Source organism: Shinella sp. 838 (assembly GCF_029623935.1).
In the GTDB taxonomy this organism is placed as follows: domain Bacteria; phylum Pseudomonadota; class Alphaproteobacteria; order Rhizobiales; family Rhizobiaceae; genus Shinella.
Map to the genome: position 1 here is coordinate 258,380 of NZ_JARSBQ010000001.1, position 16,981 is coordinate 275,360.

Here is a 16,981-nt window from a genome sequence, read left to right on the forward strand (position 1 = left end):
GTAATTCAGGGCGTGCATTCCTATCTTGCCTTGCTGTCGGCCCTTGCGATGCAAGAGAACAAGTGAAACGGAGACCGCCCATGTTTGACGCCAAGAAGTTGCTTGACCAGTTCCTCGGTTCGCAGGTGCCTGGTGCCGGCGGATCCGTGCGCGACCGCGCGGGCCAGGTGACGCAGCTCGCCAAGGACAATCCACTTGCCTCGATCGCCATCGCCGGCGTTCTTCTCGGTACGGGCACCGGCCGCCAGGTGGCCGGCTCCGCGCTGAAGATCGGTAGCCTTGCCGCCATCGCCGGCCTCGGCTACCAGGCCTACAAGAACTACAAGGCTGGCCAGAACCCGGTCGAGACGACGCAGGGCGGAACGCCAGAGCTCTTGCCGCCGCCGACCGATTCCGGCTTCCATCCTGAAGCCGTCAGCACGGATTTCGCCCTCATCCTCGTGCGCGCCATGATCGCCGCCTCGCGTGCCGACGGCCATATCGACGAGGCCGAGCGCGCCCGCATCATGGACAAGCTGAAGGTTTCCGGCCTCGGTGCGGATGCCACGCAGTTCCTCGAAGAGGAGCTGGCCAACCCGGTCGATCTCGACGCGATCATCGCTGCTGCGACGACCGAAGAGCAGCGCGTCGAACTCTACACAGCCTCGCGCCTCGCCATCGAGCCGAAGTCGCGCGCCGAACGCGGCTATCTCGACCTGCTCGCCGGCCGCCTCGGCCTTGCCGATGCGCTGGTCGACCACATCGAGGCGACGGTTTCCGCCGCCACCGTCTGAGGATTTGGGGGAGCGGCGGAACGCCGCTCCCCGCTTTCAACATTGCGCGCGCCCGCGCGCTGCTCTATCCCTTCGGCAAGGACCGAAGGAGGATTTTCATGCGCGACCTCAAGGATTGGAAAGGCTGCCCGCCGCCGGCGCCCGTCACCCTCGAAGGCCGTACCGTGCGTCTTGAGCCCTACCAGCGGGAAAAACACCTAAAGGCCCTCTGGGAGGCCTTCGGTGGCATGCAGATCAACCCGCTGCTGCGCTATTTCACGCAGGCCGATTTCGCCAGCATCGAGGATTTTGATTCCTGGTCGGAAGCGGTCATCACGTCCGGCTGGGTGCGCGAGGTGATCATCGACAAGGCGGCCGGCGAGGTTGTCGGGATGGCGCATTACATGCGGCCCGACCCGGCAAACGGCGTCGTTGAGATTGGCGGCATCGCCCATGGTGGCGGCATGTCCCGCTCGCCGCTCTCGACCGAGGCGCAATACCTGCTTGCCAAACACGCTTTCGAGGGTCTCGGTTATCGCCGCTACGAATGGAAATGCCACAACGGCAACGAGGCCAGCAAGCGCACCGCCGCCCGCCTCGGCTTCACCTTCGAGGGCGTCTTCCGCCAGCATATGCTGTCCAAGGGCGAGAACCGCGATACCGCATGGTTCTCGATCATCGACGGGGAGTGGCCACTCCTTGCCAAGGCTTTCGATGCCTGGCTCTCGCCTGACAATTTCGGTGCCGACGGCCAGCAGAAACGTCGCCTGGAAGACATCCGCGCGGAGATTGCAGCATGACCGAAGTACCGGAACGCAAGGGCAAGTCGCCGGCGCTGGCAGCGCTCTTCATTCTGCTCGGCACGGGTGCGGTGTTCTATTTCCTGCCGCGGGTGATGATCGCGCTTGGCGATGTCTCGCCGTGGCTGGCGGGCGTCTTCGGCGCGCTGCTCGTGCTCGGCTTTTTCCTGCTCTTCTGGCTCCGGGCGCGCTATCAGCGCAGCCGCGGCGACTAGAGCGTTTCCGTTTTTCTCTGAATCGCGAAAACACTCGATCTCTTTGTTTTAACGCTTTTCCGGACGGAAAACCGCTTCGCACTTTCCTGCAAATGATCGAGGGCGCTGTTATCAGCCCTGCAGTGCAGCGCCGAGCAGGAGCAATCCAAGGACCATGACCAGCGCTGCGCCACCGATCTCGATGGCGCTACCCACGCGGGCGGCGGCCGAACCGTTGCCGGCGAAACGAACGGCCGCGCCTTTGGCCGTGACGGCGAGCGTGGCGAGGGTGGAGACGGTGATCGCCGTACCGATAGACATGGCGAAGACGGCGAGCAGGCCGCCGAGATAGAGGCCGTTCAGAAGCGAGAAGCTGAGCACGATCAGCGCACCCGAGCAGGGCCTGAGACCGACGGCGACGATGGCCGACCAGGCCTCGCGCAGTGCAAAGCGCTCACCCTTCAGGAGCGAGGGATCCGGTGCATGGGCATGGCCGCAGGTCGAGCAGATCTCCCCGGCATGGTGGTGATGATGCGCATGGTCGCGATGGTCGTGATCGTGTACCTCGACCGCCTGCGCGCCAAGCGCCGAGGCCCGTCGTTCCGCCGGTCGCAGCTTGCGGAAGAGCAGCCAGGCGCCGAAAAGGGCGATGAGGGCGTAGCTGCCGATTTCGAGTGCGCGGGTGGCATCGGTCATCGAGACCGTGGTGCCGCGCAGGAAGAGATAAGCCGCGCCGACGAGCAGGATCGCGACGATGCCCTGCAGGATCGAGGAGAGGAAGGAGAGAGCAACGCCGCGCTTCAGCTCCACCTCGTTTGCCAGCATGTAGGAGGAGATGACGGCCTTGCCGTGGCCAGGGCCGGCGGCATGGAAGACGCCATAGGCGAAGGAGAGGCCGACCAGCGTGGACGCCGCCCAGGGATTTCCGCGCATCTCCTTCAACGCGCCGGTCATGGCGCGGTAGAAGCCCTGCTGCTGGGCGTTGATCCAGCCGAACAGGCTGCCGAAGGTGCCGGTCGTGTTGAAACCCGGCTCCGCCGAGCCGATGCCGAGTGGCGACTGTGCGTGGGCAAGACCGGCAGCGGTCGCGATCGCGACTGTCAGCGTGAGAAGGGCAAGAGCCCGGCCGCGGGTCAGCATGTCAGCTCCAGACGGGTGGCGAAGAGTTTCGACATGTCGGTGCCCGCGGGATCGTTGAAGAAGGCTTCCGTCAGGCTGTCCTGGTTCTGGGCAAGCACCTCGTCCGCATCCGGCCGCACGACCGCCCGCTTGCAGGCAGTGAACTTGTCGCCGACGGCGATGAGGTCGTCGTCCGAGGCGAAGTCCATGGCAGCGTACATGGTGGGGTCATAGACGCCGAAGGTGAGCTTGCCCTTGAGGGGCATGGCTTCGCCTGGCTTGACGGTGAAGAACATCAGGAGCTGCCCGTCCTTGTAGTCGACGTTGATCGCGTCGGGCTTGGCGATCTTGATGGATTTCCCGTCCTCGGTGATCGTCGTGTAGTAGCTGAACTCTTCCAGCGACTCGAGAACGGTCTGGCCGACTTCCGCCAGTTCGTCCGGATCGAGCGCGGCATTGCTGTTCTTGTCGAAATCCATCACGACGCTGGCCGAGAACATTTCGTCGAAACGCCAGACATTGCGCAATTCGCTGACCGTGCCGTCTTCGCCGGCCACCACTTCAAGCCGCGCTTCCGCGAAGATATGCGGATGGGCAAAGGCCGCAGCCGGGGCAAGGAAGGCTGCTCCGGCAACGAGGAGGGGGAGGAATCGCATGGGGTATATCCTCTCGCGGCAGCGTTCAGAATCGACCGGCTGAATGTAACGCAAATGGGTCGGAATTGGGACCTCGCCGCGGCACCTTATGCTTCGATGCCGGGATTGCGGCGGAACCAGCCGTGCAGGAAGTCGACGAAGGTGCGCACCTTCGCGGGCAGGTAGCGGCGGTGCGGATAGATCGCGTAGATGCCGCGGTCTGTCGGGAGGTAATCCTCCAGGATCGAAACGATCTTGCCGCTGTCGAGGCAATGGCGGGCGATGAAGGCCGGCACCTGTGCGACGCCGAGGCCACTCGCCGCCGCGCGCACCGCTGCCGTCGGGCTGTTCACCTCGATATGGCCGCCGACAGGCACGGAAAAGCCCGCGCCCTTCTCGTCGATGAAGCGCCAGTTGCTGTGCGACTTGCCGTTGGTGTCGATGATGCAGGGCAGGCGGGCAAGGTCGCTTGGGTGGTTGATCGGGCCGACCCGCTCCAGGAACTCCGCGCTGACGCAGATCTTCAGGTAGAAATCGCCGAGTTTGCGCGCGATGAGGGCCGAGTCTTCCAGGCGCGTAATGCGGACGGCCACGTCGAAACCTTCTTCAACGAGATCGACGAAGCGGTCGTCCGAGACGATTTCCAGCGAGAGTTCCGGGTGCTCCTTGCCGAAATCGATGATTGACTGGCCGATGTCGGCGTCGACGAAGGTGCGTGGCGCCGAAACCTTCAGCTTGCCGCGCAGGTCGGTGTTCTTCTCGCGCACGAGATCGGCAAGATTGTCGATCTCCTTCAGGATATCGGAGGCGGTGCGGTAGTAGGTGTGACCGGCCTCGGTCATAGAGAACTGGCGCGTGGTGCGATTGAGGAGCAGCGTGCCCAATTCGTCCTCCAGCTCACGCACATATTTCGACAGCAGCGCCTTGGACCGGCCGGTCTTGCGGGAGGCGGCGGAAAAGCCCTCGGCGTCCACGACGTCTATGAAGGCCCGGATTCGGGTCAGAGTATCCATGTGTCCCCATGCGGCTGCGGCCGAAACGGTGGCCGGGGCGTAATCACCATTCTGTGAAAACCAGTTCGGCGAATGTCGTGGCTGTCAGAATATTTTCAATAGCGTTCCGCAAAAAACCTCTTGATTACGACAGCGATTCTTCTTATCTCCCGCCTTGCCCAAAGTCGCACGTGCCTGTGGGTGTCCGCCGACCCTCGATTTGGTGAGGAACTCGGTAAGGTACCTGGAACTAACCCCTCCAGTCGTTTCTCCGGCCAACCGGAAGAGCGAGGACATCTTGAAGCAACGACGGTGCGGGCCTTTCTGGTGTCTGCCGGCTTTCCAACAGCCGGGGTTACTGAAGAGGCACACCTTCATTGCCGGACGTGCGGTCGGGTTCTCCCGCCAATCCATGGCAGACAAAGCCGAATTAAAGCCTAGGCGGGCTTTGGTTCACCGTTCGCGCATGATGCGCATGCTTGGTTCCGGGGTCTCCACCGGCTGGTTCCAGAGCGTGCTCGCATCTGCCCTTTGTCCTCTGGGGTTTTCCCGGAGCAACCTGGATATGGGGAATACCGAAATGGCCTCTGCACGTATTATCGACTTCCTGAACACCCGACGTCCCGACGGCCCGTGCCTCGTGGTCGACCTCGATGTCGTGCGTGACAATTTCAAGGCGTTCCGCCACGCGCTGCCCGACAGCTCGATCTACTACGCTGTCAAGGCCAACCCGGCCCCGGAAGTCCTGCGCCTGCTCGCCTCCATGGGCTCCAACTTCGATTGCGCGTCCGTCGCCGAAATCGAAATGGCGCTCGACGCCGGTGCCACCCCGAGCCGCATCTCCTTCGGCAACACGATCAAGAAGGAACGCGACGTCGCCAAGGCGCATGCGCTCGGCGTTTCGCTCTTTGCCGTCGACAGCCATGAGGAAGTCGAGAAGATTTCCCGTGCCGCTCCCGGTGCACGCGTGTTCTGCCGTGTCCTGACGGATGGTGAAGGTGCGGAATGGCCGCTGTCGCGCAAGTTTGGCTGCGTACCGCAGATGGCCGTCGACGTGCTCGTCTATGCCCACCAGAACGGTCTCGTCTCCTATGGCGTATCGTTCCATGTCGGCTCGCAGATGACGAAGGTCGATGCCTGGGATTCGGCGCTTGCCGATGCCAAGCGCGTCTTCGTGCAGCTTGCCAAGCAGGGCATCGAGCTCAAGATGGTCAACATGGGCGGTGGCTTCCCGACGAAGTACCTGCGTGACGTCCCGTCTGCCGAAGCTTATGGCAAGGCGATCTTCGGTGCGCTGAAGAAGCACTTCGGCAACCAGATCCCGGAAACCATCATCGAGCCGGGCCGCGGCATGGTCGGCAATGCGGGTGTCATCAAGGCGGAAGTCGTTCTCGTCTCGAAGAAGTCCGACAACGACAATCACCGCTGGGTCTTCCTCGACATCGGCAAGTTCGGCGGCCTCGCCGAAACGATGGACGAGGCGATCCGCTACCCGATCCGCACCGCGCGCGATACGGACGAGATGGAGCCCTGCGTTCTCGCCGGCCCGACCTGCGATTCGGCCGACGTGATGTACGAGAAGAACATGTATCCGCTGCCGGTCTCGCTTTCGATCGGCGACGAGGTTCTGATCGAAGGCACCGGCGCCTACACGACGACCTACTCGGCCGTCGCCTTCAACGGCTTCGAGCCGCTCAAGGCCTACGTGATCTGACCACCCGGCGCTCCCGTCCCTGCGGGAGCGCCACCCTCACAATTTGTTCTGGATACCGTTTGAATCGGTTTTGAGTGCGGGAGGCCCAGAGATGGCCACTGTTCTTGATTCTGTCCGCGCGTTCTTCGCGCATGCCGCCTTCACCATCGACCAGGAAAATGCCGGCGACGTCGTTGCGCGCGAGCGCCTGCTCGATCGCGTCATGGGCGAAGCCCGGTTCCGCAAGTCGTCGGAAAAGATCCGCCGCGGCCGCATGCCGGCCGAAGGTCTCGCGCTTGTCGCGCGGGATCTGGACGGCCACGTCATCGGCACCGTGCGTCTGTGGAATGTCGAGGCCGGGGTCGATTCCGAAGGCAATGCCGTGCCGGCGCTGCTGCTCGGTCCACTTGCCGTCGATTGCGAGCACGAAGGCAAGGGCATCGGCGGTGCGCTGATGCGGGCTGCGATCACCGAGGCGCAGGGCCGTGGTCACGGGGCCGTGCTGCTGGTGGGCGATCCGGAATATTACGAGCGCTTCGGTTTCTTTGCCGATAAGGCACAGCATCTCGTCATGCCTGGTCCGTTCGAGCGTCGCCGCTTTCTCGCGCTGGAGCTGAAGGACGGCTGGCTGGACGGTGCTGCCGGTGTGCTCGTTGCAAGCGGACGTCGGCGGATGGTGGCGGAGCCGCGCAAGGCGGCCTGACATTCGGGCCGGCGACCGGCCGGCCCTCTTCCGTTTGATATCTCCCATTGTTTTAATTGGGCAATTGTCAAGATTGGCGCGAATTTCTCGCCAATCCCTCCTTTCATGTGCCGCTGTTTGATCCATCTCAAAGGACCACCGTGCCGCCTCGCTTCATAGTCGCCCTCGCAAAGACGAGTCGCGTTTGATGGAGAGACGACATGAAGGGAAATTGGATGGGGCGTGCCGCCCTTGCCGCCGGCCTGGCGCTGCTGGCCGGACAGGCTGCCGCAGCTGACCTTGAGGAGCGCATGGCGCCGCCGGAGGCGACGGTTGATTTCGCAGCGCAGAGCCCCTGGCAGATCCGTGTGCGCGGTCTTGGCGTCATCACGAACGATTCCGGCTTCGTGAACGGTATCCCGGGGTCCGACCTTTCCTACTCGGACACGGTCATCCCGGAACTCGACATCTCCTACTTCTTCACCGACAACATCGCGGCCGAACTCATTCTCGGCACGACCTATGCGAATGTGCATGCGGATGGTGGGATCAAGGGGCTTGGCAAGGTGGGCAAGGCCTGGCTGCTCCCGCCGACGGTGACCCTGCAGTACCACTTCACCGATTTCGGTGCGTTCAAGCCCTATGTCGGTGCCGGGGTGAACTACAGCCTGTTCTACGAGCAGTCCGGCTCGGGCAAATTCTCCAATCTCGACATCGAGAACAAGCTGGGCGCGGCCCTGCAGGTCGGTTTCGACTATATGCTGGACGAGCATTGGGGCGTGAACTTCGACGTGAAGAAGATCTTCCTCGAGCCCAAATGGAAAGTTGATCTCGACGGGGCGCCGCTCACCGGCAAAGCGAAGCTCAATCCCTGGCTGGTCGGTGCGGGTGTCACCTATCGGTTCTAGAATGATCGACCTGCTCCGTCCCAGCCGGGCGGAGCAGGCGCGTCAGCCCGTCGCGCGACGGTAGAAGGCGAGGGATCCGGCGAGCGCCAAAAGCACGCCGCCGCAGATGCGGTCGAGCCATATGGCGCCGGATGTCTTCAAAAGACGCACGGCCTGCGAGCCGAGTGCCGCATAGCCGAACATGACAAGAAAATCGATTGCCGCGAAGGTGAGTGCGAGCAGTACATATTGCTGCGCCTGCGCAGCCGCGGGATCGATGAACTGCGGCAGGAAAGCCGAGAAGAAGAGATAGCCCTTCGGATTGGTGACGGCGACGAGGAAGCTTTTGGCGAAGATCGCCCTTGAGGAGCTGAGGTTTGCCGGCGCTGCATCGAGCGCCCGGCTGAGCGAGCCGGTGGAGCGCAGCATCTGGATGCCGAGGAAGGCGAGATAGGCGGCGCCCAGCCATTTGACGACGGAGAACCAGAATTCGGAGGCGGCGAGCAGCGCGCCGAGACCGAGCGCCACCGCGCCGATCAGAACGAAATCCGACAGCACGGCGCCGACCATGCCGGGCAGGGCGCGCCGGAGGCCGTAGCGCGAACCGTTGGTGAGGGCCAACAGCACCGTCGGGCCGGGCGTGGCGATCCCGATGAAGGCAACGGCGGCGAAGGCAAGCAGGGTGATGAGCGTCATGGTCGGTTCCTCCCGGTGAGATTGCTCCCACGCCAACGGAAATCCTGCAAGGGTCCATACGGGCCTGATTTGACAGGAGGCCGGCGAGGCCTTATGTGCGGGGCTAGGGTGAGAGCCCCTGCCGCCCGCGAGCGCAAGCTTTGGTGAAGTCTCTCTTTCAGAAAAATCGGTCTTCCAGCATCAGGCATGCGAACCGGTGGCAATGCGGGCTCCCTCCGAAACGACGCATGCACCGACTGGAGATCTGACATGCGTCCATCACCGACGCCCCTTCCATCGCTTGACGCCCTGAAAGATCAGGCAAAGCGGCTGCGCGCCCGCTTTTCCGAGGACGACCAGGCGATTTCCCATTCCCGCGCCCTTGAACTTATCGCCGCCCAATACGGTTTTCGCGACTGGAACACGCTGCATGCGGTCGTCGGCAACCGGCCACCGTTCAATCCATGGATGCTGGGCGCTCGCGTGCGCGGTCATTATCTCGGCCAACCCTTCGACGCACAGGTGCTCGGGGTGCAGGCGCTGACCGGCCAGCCCGGCCGCTACCGCATGGTGCTGCGTTTCGATGAGCCGGTGGATGTGGTGACCTTCGATAGTTTCTCCGCCTTCCGCCAGCGCGTGCATTGCACCGTGGATGAAACCGGCAGAACCACGGAAAAGACCTCGAACGGCCGGCCGCATCTCGAGCTCGAATGGTGAGGCCTTCTGGCGTTCCGCAAAAGCGCTCCATGCCACCGCTGCGACGGTTCTAGAACGAGCCGGCAAACCGTACGGCAAGGCCGTCGACCGTGAAATCGGCGGCCTTGTCGTTTTCGCGGCGCACGAGGTGGCTGTATTCCAGTGCCACCGTCGCTCCCTTGGGCAGCGTGTAGGCCAGCGTGACGGCGGCCGATTTCGTGCGTGTACGATAGTCGTAGTAAAGCCAGTCGCTATAGGCCTGCTCGTAGGCGAGTGTGAGCTTCAGCTTTTCCGTCAGTTCCTTTTCAAGCGAGAGGCCGATCGTGCGCACGTCCTCGGCGAGCGGATCGTCGATGTCGGCGAGCTGGAGGTCGCGTGCCAGCTTGGCCTTCAGCACGGCCTTGTGGGGCAATTGCCAGGTCACCTCGCCTTTGAAGAAGGGGCGGGCGCGCTCGACGGTCGTGCCGAGATAGGGGCTGGTGATGCCGACGACGCCGGCCTCGGCCATCAGGGTGATACCGTTGGCGTAGGCCCGGCCATAGGCGAGCGAGCCACGCAGGGTTTCCGCCGGAAAGCGTTCGAACATCCTGCGCTCGGAACGCGCGATATGGCTTGCTCTGTATTGCAGTGTCGCACCCACCTCACCGCCGAGCAGTGGCCGGATATGACCACCGGTGATGTCCAGCAGACTGTACCCGGCTTCGAGCTGGGTCGGCTTCAGGCCGGGAAGGGTGAAATGCGCCTTGCCGCGGTCGAGGTTCGAGAGGGTTGTCGTCAGGTGGTTGCGCCCGCCCCAATGATCGACCGTCAGGCCGGCGCTCCCTGTCGCGAAGACATCGTCCTTGCGATAGCCGATGAGCGCGCCGGGAAGGGCGAGGAAGATATCGCCGTTGCGCCGTCGCTCGATGCCGCCCTTCAGCGTGACCTTCACCGCCTTGCTGACATCGTAGGTGTAGCTAACTTCGAGCCCGATCGTGCGCTGGTCGGCGAAACGGTATTTCGGCACGCGCCGGGCACTCGCGCTCACCGCATAGGCAACCTGGGAGTCTTCAAGAGCAAGGGTCCCGCGAAGGGCGAGTTTTGCTTCGCTGAAGGCGGCGGAAAGGTTGGTTGGGTCCTGAAAAATGTTCGACGACCAGCCCATGCCCGTCCTGTAGTCGACGGTTGAATCGGCTCTTGCCGGGTTGTATCCGGCCAGCATTGCGGCCGCGCAGAGGAAACCACCAAGGAAGCGCATCGGGTCTGTTCCTGTCTGTTTCTGGAACAGAATCCTAGAGTTGTATGGTTAAAAATTCCCTCGATGGTTGATGTTTGGCCGGGATATGCGTGTTTTTCTATTTTGGCTTGAGGAAGGGCGGGATTCGTTAAACTTGTCTATGTTATGGTTAACTATTTGCTATGACTAGGGAATCCGGTTGAGTAATTCAGCGCTTATATTACCTTCGATTGCGTACCAACGAGGTGCACAACCGAAGGAGAGAGAGCATGAACATGACCCGCATCATCGCAATCGCATCCGTCCTCGCAATCGCCGGCGCTGGCCAGGCATCGGCTGGCGGCCTGCTCGGTGGTATCGGCATCCTGAACAACAACAAGACGGGCGGCGTTGTGATCGCCCCGAGCGTCGGCGTCGGCGACATCCTCAGTGACAATGACGGCAACAACGTGCTGAACGGCGTGCTCAACGGTACCCTGTCGGGTGTCCTCAACGGCAACACGCTGGGCATTCTCGGCGGCAGCGACTGCGGTTGCAAGAAGCGCAAGCACTGACCGCATTCACCCCCGCCCGTGCGGTCTGTGGGGCCCGGGAGAGCAACGCTCTCTCGGGCCTTCCCGTTTTCAAGGAAGCGTAAGGAATTCAGTCGATCCGGTGGTCCATCGTCGCGGCTGGCATCTCGTCTTCAGAGTGGACGCGGACAATCCTGGCGGGCACGCCGGCGACCGTCGTATGTGCAGGGACTGGCTCCAGCACCACGCTTCCGGCGGCGATCTTGCTATAAGCGCCGATCTCGATATTGCCGAGGATCTTGGCGCCAGCCCCGATCAGCACGCCGCGGCGCACCTTCGGGTGGCGGTCGCCCTTGTCGCGGCCGGTACCGCCGAGCGTGACCTGCTGCAGCATCGAGACGTCATCTTCCACGACGACCGTCTCGCCGATGACGATGCCGGAACCATGGTCGAGCATGATGCCGCGGCCCATGCGTGCGGCGGGATGGATATCCAGACCGAAGGCGAGGGAGGCCTGCGAGGATAGCCAGCGTGCGCCTTCCATGCGGCCTGCCTGCCAGAGGCGATGGGCGAAGCGGTGGACCTGCAGGGCCTGGAAACCCTTGAGGTGCAGGAGGACGGTGAGCGGATCGGGATTGGCCGGGTCGCGTGTCACGATCGCCAGGAGATCGGCCTCGGTCTCCTCCAGAAGTGCGCCGTCTTCGGTGGAGGCAAGGACTTTCGCCGCAAGCGCCCGGTCGCCGGCTGTGTGGGCGAGCCGCGCGGCGAGCGTACCGATCAGCATCTGGCGGCCTGTTTTGGCCGCAAGGATGGGGTGCAGCAATGCGGCAAGGTGCGGTTGGTCGTCGGCGCGCAGTTGCGCCGCGGCCCGGATGTCGGTCCAGACCCGCCCTTCCGTGTCGCTGGCGATGGGCGAGGCAAAATCGATCACCTGACGCGCCACGATGCCGCTCCTATCCCGCAAGATCGATGACCCCACAATCGCCGGCTTCGCTGGCGAAAGCCAGAAGTTTTCCGTTTTTGCTCCAGGCCATCGAGGTGATGGCGCCCTTTCCGGGGCGGCGCAGCAGCACCTCGCGGCTGTCGGCGAAGCGGGCGGCGAGCACCATGCCGTCGGAATAGCCGATGGCGACGACCTCTTCGGCGGGATGGCAGGTAACGGACGTGACCATGACGTCGGCGCGGGTGCCAAGCTCCAGCGGTGGCTTGCCCATCGGGCCATCTTTCGCGGAGAACGGCCAGACGATGGCCGCCGGTGCGCCCGACGAGGCGAGCCACTTGCCCTTCACCGACCAGGAGAGCGACTTCACCTTGGCCGGGTAGCCTGTCATGCGCATATGGCGGGTGTCTGCGCCGGGCTTCGTGTCGAGCTTCCAGCCGTGCAGGGCGTTTTCCTGCATGCTGGTCACGACAAAGCGGCCGTCGGGGGAGAAGGTGATGCCGGTGTGAGCGCCCTTCCATTCCAGATCGACGGGCTGGCCGGCTATCGCTACCCAGTGCAGCGAGGCGCCGTTGTAGCGCGCCACGCCGATGCGCAGGCCCTTCGGCGCGAAGGCGATGCCCTCGATCGAACGGCTTTCCGTAAATTCCTTGATCGTGCCGTCGCCAAGACGCACGCGCGCCGTGCGACCTTCCGCGAAGCCGACGGCGCCTTGCGGACCGGCGGCGACGATCGAGATCCACTTGCGCGGCACTTCGGCGAGAAGCGCCACGGTGCCGTCGGCGGCGATGCGCTGCACCTTGCCGTCCTCGCCGCCCGTGATCAGCGTGTCGTTCGCCTCGTCCCTGATGCAGGCGAGCAGCCCGTCATGCGCTTCCGTGACCTTCTGGCCGTGGTCGAGGCGATGGACGGCGCCGGAGGCGGTGGCGAAGAACGGCACATCGCCGAGGAAGGCGGCCGCGACGACGTGGCCGTCGAGATCAAGAGGAGCGACAGTCGGCATTACGGCACTTTCAGTCTTGGTGCGGGTGAGGAGTTGCGACGGACCAATACGCCATCTTTTGGCAAAGGAACAGGAGCGTCCAGTTCATCGGGAAAATCCCTGTAGCAAAACCACCGGTCCCAGTTTTCACGCAACCAAGCGGTTTCGAGAGAAAGGCGATTGGGGCCCTGGCTCTCTGGCGGCAAGTAGATCCAGGGCATTCCAGCCTTGTAGCCCTTGGTCATCATCAGCCCCAAAATCCTATCATATCCCCACAGTTCAAACAGGAGGAGATCCACCGGCCCCGCATGGAGACCGATGGAGGGGTGATGGGGAAGACGAATGACATCTCCTCGCCACAGGCTTTGGTCCGGAAGCTCGAAGAGTGGAACCCAGTTCCGGCCGAGGCCGTTTGCAGACCAGGTTTCCACGCATCCGCTCCCGCAACCCTTAGTTCGCCTGCGCCTCACAGGCCTTGAACGTGCGTTCGATCTTCTCGCGGTCGAGGTCGCGGCCGATGAAGACGAGACGGCTTTCGCGTTTCTCGCCGTCCTTCCAGGCGCGCTGGTGATCGCCTTCGACGATCATGTGCACACCCTGCACGACGTAACGCTCGTCATCACCGGCAAAGGCGATGATGCCCTTGAGGCGCAGGATGTTCGGGCCGTCGGTCTGGGTGATCTTCTGGATCCACGGGAAGAAGCGGTCCGGGTTCATCTCGCCGCCGCGCAGCGAGATCGACTGCACCGTCACGTCATGGATCGGCGAGACGCCGTGGTCGTGGTGATGATGGTCATGATCGTGGTGGTGATGGTCGTGATCATGATGGTGGTGATCGTGGTCGTGACCATGATGATGATGGCCATGGTCATGGCCGCAGTCGGGGCCACAGACATGGTCTGGGGCATCGTGGTCGAGGAAATGCGGGTCGTTTTCGAGCGCCCGCTCCAGGTTGAACGCACCCTGGTTGAGAACCTTGGCGAGATCGATTTCCGAGCGGGTGGTGCGGTGGATGCGGGCCGACGGGTTGATCACGCGCACGGTCGCCTCGATCCGGGCCAACTCTTCCGGGCTGACGAGATCGGTCTTGTTGATCAGCACGACGTCGGCAAAGGCGATCTGGTCCTCGGCCTCGCGGCTGTCCTTCAGGCGCAGCGGCAGGTGTTTTGCGTCGACCAGCGCCACGACGGCGTCGAGTTCGGTCTTCTGGCGCACGTCGTCGTCCATGAAGAAGGTCTGGGCGACCGGTACCGGATCGGCAAGGCCCGTCGTCTCGACGATGATGGCGTCGAAGCGGCCGGGGCGGCGCATCAGACCTTCCACCACGCGGATCAGGTCGCCACGCACGGTACAGCAGATGCAGCCATTGTTCATTTCATAGATTTCCTCGTCAGATTCGACGATGAGATCGTTGTCGATGCCGATCTCGCCGAATTCGTTGACGATGACGGCGTATTTCTTGCCGTGATTGTCGGTCAGGATGCGGTTGAGCAGCGTCGTCTTGCCGGCGCCGAGATAGCCGGTGAGCACGGTGACGGGAATGGGCTTGGGGAGGGCTGTTTCGGTCATGGGAACCTCGAGCGATGGCGGGGACGCCTGCAGCGTCCGGTTGGCGTCTGATATAGGAGATCGCACGGGCCAGCGCAAATGCGATCCGGCCTTGTTGTCACGCAAAACGGCTTGGTACTCCTTAGCGTAGCGTCTCCACGTCGAAGGCTGCGACGTCTTCGAGGAGTGCGACGATGCCGCCGAGGGCGTGTGCGATCAGGATCTCGCCGCGCCCTGCGGTTGCTGCTGCGGCATTTCCGGCGACGCCCTTCGGATTGAGGTCGGCCATCTTCCAGCCGAAAGCATGCGGGCCATAGGCGCGCAGATGGGCAAAGCGCGCGGCGAACTCCACCTGTCGCGAGCCGAAATGCTCCGCCTTGTCCATGTGGACGCGTTCCGGATGCAGGGCGAGCATGACGGAGGTCTCGATATCGCCGCCGTGGATGTCGATCGCCTTGTCTTCCGGCGCAATCCAGCCGTCCGGCTGGCCGAAACGGGTCCAGGCCGTCGCAACGACGAGCATGTTCCAACGCATGCGCGCCTCGGTGGCGACGATCGTCAAAAGGGGGGAATTGCCGCCGTGAGCGTTGAGCAGGACAAGCTTTCGGACGCCCTTTGCGTTGAGGTCTCCCGCGATGCCCAGCCAGCGTTCCACCGCCTCCGCATAGCCGAGCGAGCGCGTGCCGGGCACGTCGAGATGCTCCGGCGAATAGCCGACAGGCTCGGCGGGCAGGATGGTTACGGGCAGGTGCGCCGGCAGCACGGCCATCAGACGCGCGGCAATGCCGTCGGCGATCAACGTGTCCGTTTCGAGCGGCAAATGCGGGCCGTGGCCTTCATGGGCGCCGAGCGGCAGAATGGCGATCCAGCCGGCACGGTCCCGTGCCGAAAGCGCCGGATCGTTGTCGCCCCACCGCATCTTCGGATGCGTCATCGTCTGCCTCTATCCCGTCTTGCCGCCCGACTGTCACATGAGTCATACAAGGCCATGCCCGCGATGCAAGGGTGATGCAAGGTACGGTGAGGCGGAGGCAATCGATGGGCAAGAAGCACAAGGACGGCAAGAAGGGCAAGAAGAAGAAAGGGCATGATGATGTCTCGGGCGCCGGACTTGCCGCCGCCGTCGTCAATGCGGCCCGCTCCATGCGCACGGTCCTGTCGCGCAATCTTCTCGCCACCGGTCTTTATGCCGGCCAGGACGGCGTGATCCTGGCCCTTGCGGAAGATGGCGGCCTGACCGCCGGTGCGCTCGCTGCCCGGCTCGGGGTCAAGGCGCCGACGATGACGCGCACGATCGGGCGCCTGGAGGCGCAAGGGTTCGTGGAGCGGCGGCCGGACGAAACGGACGGCCGGCTGACCGTCGTGCATCTCACCGAGGCCGGCGAGGCTTCCGTCGATCACATCACCGAGGCCGGCCGGCTCAGCGAGCAACAGGCGGCGGAAGGGTTGAGCGAGAAGGATGTGCGCCAGTTGCTCAAGCTCCTGCGCGCCATGGACGAAAACCTGCACGGTGGCCTGGCGGACGCCCCTCGTGAAGTCGAAAAGGCAGTTGCCGACGAGATTTAAACTGTTTAAATAAACGGTTTTAAACGCCGCGTTGCTTGGCGTTCGTTGGGGAGGGGTCGTGGCACAGAAAATCAAGCTTTCCACCATCGCGGAAACGCTCGGTGTTTCCACGGCGACGGTATCGCTTGCGCTCAGGGACAGCCCGCTCGTCGCAGCCACCACCCGTGACAAGATCAAGGAACAGGCCCGCGCGCTCGGCTATATCTACAATCGCCGTGCCGCCAGCCTGCGCACCTCCCGCTCCGGCATCATCGGCGTCGTCGTGCACGACATCATGAACCCGTTCTATGCGGAAATCCTGAAGGCCATCGAAAGCGAGCTCGACCGCGACCGGCAGACCTTCATTCTCTCCAACCACTACGATTCAGTCGAAAAGCAGCGCAATTTCGTCGAGACGCTGCTGCAGCTCGGCGGCGACGGGGTCATCATGTCGCCGGCCATCGGCACGCCACCGGAGGATATCCGGCTTGCCGAGGACAATGGCATGCCGGCGATCCTGATCGCCCGTTCGATCGAGGGGCTGGACGTGCCGATCTTCCGCGGCGATGACAGCTACGGCATCTCGCTTGCGACCAACCACCTGATCGGCCTCGGCCACCGCACCATCGCCATGGTGGGCGGCACGGACCAGACGTCGACCGGTCGCGACCGCTACCAGGGTTATGTCAATGCGCTGCGCAAGGCGAATATCGAGGTCGATCCGGGCCTGCGCATCCCCGGGCCGCGCACCAAGCAGGGCGGCTTCGAGGCGGCGGTGCACTTCCTCTCCCTGCCGCAGAAGCCGACAGCGGCGGTCTGTTGGAACGACCTCGTGGCGATCGGCCTGATGAACGGCATCGCCCGCGCCGGCCTCGTGCCGGGCCGCGACGTCTCCGTCACCGGGTATGACGACCTGGAAGAGGCGGCGATCGCCACCCCGGCGCTGACCACCGTCTGGAACGGCCAGTCCGAAGTCGGCCGCAACGCCGCCCGCGCTTTGCTCGACAAGCTCTCGGGCAGCCACGAGCCTGACGGCATCCACCTCATCAAGCCGGAAATGCGCATCCGGCAATCCACCGGACCGCTCAAGGCCCATCCGGAAGGCTAAGGCAT

General features: G+C 63.5%; 20 protein-coding genes. 10 read left to right on the forward strand and 10 right to left on the reverse strand.

What is annotated here, in order from left to right; all coding sequences use genetic code 11:
• Positions 1-80: 80 nt before the first annotated feature.
• The 3 genes from P9A16_RS01185 (at position 81) to P9A16_RS01195 (ending at position 1,767) form a co-directional block, all read left to right on the forward strand.
• Positions 81-773, forward strand: a complete 693-nt coding sequence (locus P9A16_RS01185; protein ID WP_023512020.1) for a tellurite resistance TerB family protein — start codon at positions 81-83, stop codon at positions 771-773.
• Positions 774-871: 98 nt separating this feature from the next.
• Complete coding sequence (locus tag P9A16_RS01190; RefSeq protein WP_023512021.1) at positions 872-1,552, forward strand: GNAT family N-acetyltransferase; 681 nt, start codon at positions 872-874, stop codon at positions 1,550-1,552.
• Complete coding sequence (locus tag P9A16_RS01195) at positions 1,549-1,767, forward strand: hypothetical protein (protein ID WP_023512022.1); 219 nt, start codon at positions 1,549-1,551, stop codon at positions 1,765-1,767. The genes P9A16_RS01190 and P9A16_RS01195 overlap by 4 nt, the downstream gene beginning before the upstream one ends.
• 111 nt (positions 1,768-1,878) lie before the next feature.
• Here P9A16_RS01195 and P9A16_RS01200 read toward each other — a convergent pair whose 3' ends face one another.
• The 3 genes from P9A16_RS01200 to P9A16_RS01210 form a co-directional block, all read right to left on the reverse strand.
• Entirely contained in the window at positions 1,879-2,886 is a 1,008-nt protein-coding gene (locus tag P9A16_RS01200) for a nickel/cobalt transporter (RefSeq protein WP_023512023.1), read from the reverse strand.
• Positions 2,880-3,521: a DUF1007 family protein gene (locus tag P9A16_RS01205; RefSeq protein WP_023512024.1), complete on the reverse strand. Its 642-nt coding sequence runs from the start codon at positions 3,519-3,521 to the stop codon at positions 2,880-2,882. The genes P9A16_RS01200 and P9A16_RS01205 overlap by 7 nt, the downstream gene beginning before the upstream one ends.
• Positions 3,522-3,607: 86 nt before the next feature.
• On the reverse strand, positions 3,608-4,513 hold the full coding sequence (locus P9A16_RS01210) for a LysR family transcriptional regulator (RefSeq protein WP_024270902.1): 906 nt from the start codon (positions 4,511-4,513) through the stop codon (positions 3,608-3,610).
• 559 nt (positions 4,514-5,072) lie between these two features.
• Here P9A16_RS01210 and odc2 point away from each other — a divergent pair.
• The 3 genes from odc2 (at position 5,073) to P9A16_RS01225 (ending at position 7,775) form a co-directional block, all read left to right on the forward strand.
• Entirely contained in the window at positions 5,073-6,206 is a 1,134-nt protein-coding gene (gene odc2, locus P9A16_RS01215) for an ornithine/lysine decarboxylase (RefSeq protein ID WP_050743756.1), read from the forward strand.
• Between the two features lie 91 nt (positions 6,207-6,297).
• Positions 6,298-6,888, forward strand: coding sequence for a GNAT family N-acetyltransferase (locus P9A16_RS01220; RefSeq protein WP_023517129.1), 591 nt, complete (start codon positions 6,298-6,300; stop codon positions 6,886-6,888).
• Positions 6,889-7,088: 200 nt separating this feature from the next.
• Positions 7,089-7,775: an OmpW/AlkL family protein gene (locus P9A16_RS01225; protein ID WP_024270900.1), complete on the forward strand. Its 687-nt coding sequence runs from the start codon at positions 7,089-7,091 to the stop codon at positions 7,773-7,775.
• A gap of 42 nt (positions 7,776-7,817) precedes the next feature.
• On the opposite strand, the gene P9A16_RS01230 is transcribed toward P9A16_RS01225, so the two are convergent.
• A complete protein-coding gene (locus P9A16_RS01230; RefSeq protein WP_023515693.1) occupies positions 7,818-8,450 on the reverse strand; it encodes a LysE family translocator in 633 nt (210 codons plus the stop codon).
• A 249-nt stretch (positions 8,451-8,699) separates the two neighbouring features.
• Between P9A16_RS01230 and P9A16_RS01235 the strand changes: the two genes are divergently transcribed.
• Positions 8,700-9,146, forward strand: coding sequence for a glyoxalase superfamily protein (locus tag P9A16_RS01235; protein WP_023515692.1), 447 nt, complete (start codon positions 8,700-8,702; stop codon positions 9,144-9,146).
• 49 nt (positions 9,147-9,195) lie between these two features.
• Here the strand turns inward: P9A16_RS01235 and P9A16_RS01240 are convergent, their stop codons facing one another.
• Positions 9,196-10,362 (reverse strand): hypothetical protein, encoded by a 1,167-nt coding sequence (locus P9A16_RS01240; RefSeq protein WP_024270899.1) that lies wholly within the window; start codon positions 10,360-10,362, stop codon positions 9,196-9,198.
• A 248-nt stretch (positions 10,363-10,610) separates the two neighbouring features.
• On the opposite strand from P9A16_RS01240, the gene P9A16_RS01245 reads away from it, so the two are divergent.
• Complete coding sequence (locus P9A16_RS01245) at positions 10,611-10,895, forward strand: hypothetical protein (RefSeq protein ID WP_023516271.1); 285 nt, start codon at positions 10,611-10,613, stop codon at positions 10,893-10,895.
• Positions 10,896-10,983: 88 nt separating this feature from the next.
• On the opposite strand, the gene cysE is transcribed toward P9A16_RS01245, so the two are convergent.
• From cysE to P9A16_RS01270, 5 genes are all read right to left on the reverse strand, one after another.
• Positions 10,984-11,796 carry a serine O-acetyltransferase gene (gene cysE / locus P9A16_RS01250; protein WP_023516270.1) on the reverse strand — a complete coding sequence of 271 codons (813 nt, stop codon included), beginning with the start codon at positions 11,794-11,796 and terminating at the stop codon, positions 10,984-10,986.
• A gap of 10 nt (positions 11,797-11,806) precedes the next feature.
• Positions 11,807-12,796 carry a WD40 repeat domain-containing protein gene (locus P9A16_RS01255; protein ID WP_023516269.1) on the reverse strand — a complete coding sequence of 330 codons (990 nt, stop codon included), beginning with the start codon at positions 12,794-12,796 and terminating at the stop codon, positions 11,807-11,809.
• Positions 12,796-13,206, reverse strand: a complete 411-nt coding sequence (gene imm45 / locus P9A16_RS01260) for an Imm45 family immunity protein (RefSeq protein ID WP_197032924.1) — start codon at positions 13,204-13,206, stop codon at positions 12,796-12,798. The genes P9A16_RS01255 and imm45 overlap by 1 nt, the downstream gene beginning before the upstream one ends.
• A gap of 19 nt (positions 13,207-13,225) precedes the next feature.
• The gene (locus P9A16_RS01265; protein WP_024270898.1) at positions 13,226-14,344 is read right to left on the reverse strand and encodes a CobW family GTP-binding protein; all 1,119 of its coding nucleotides are present in this window, start codon (positions 14,342-14,344) and stop codon (positions 13,226-13,228) included.
• A 121-nt stretch (positions 14,345-14,465) separates the two neighbouring features.
• Positions 14,466-15,257, reverse strand: a complete 792-nt coding sequence (locus tag P9A16_RS01270; protein WP_023515980.1) for a creatininase family protein — start codon at positions 15,255-15,257, stop codon at positions 14,466-14,468.
• A 104-nt stretch (positions 15,258-15,361) separates the two neighbouring features.
• Between P9A16_RS01270 and P9A16_RS01275 the strand changes: the two genes are divergently transcribed.
• Positions 15,362-15,889 carry a MarR family winged helix-turn-helix transcriptional regulator gene (locus tag P9A16_RS01275; RefSeq protein ID WP_023515981.1) on the forward strand — a complete coding sequence of 176 codons (528 nt, stop codon included), beginning with the start codon at positions 15,362-15,364 and terminating at the stop codon, positions 15,887-15,889.
• Between the two features lie 58 nt (positions 15,890-15,947).
• The gene (locus tag P9A16_RS01280) at positions 15,948-16,976 is read left to right on the forward strand and encodes a LacI family DNA-binding transcriptional regulator (RefSeq protein ID WP_023515982.1); all 1,029 of its coding nucleotides are present in this window, start codon (positions 15,948-15,950) and stop codon (positions 16,974-16,976) included.
• Positions 16,977-16,981 lie beyond the last annotated feature (5 nt).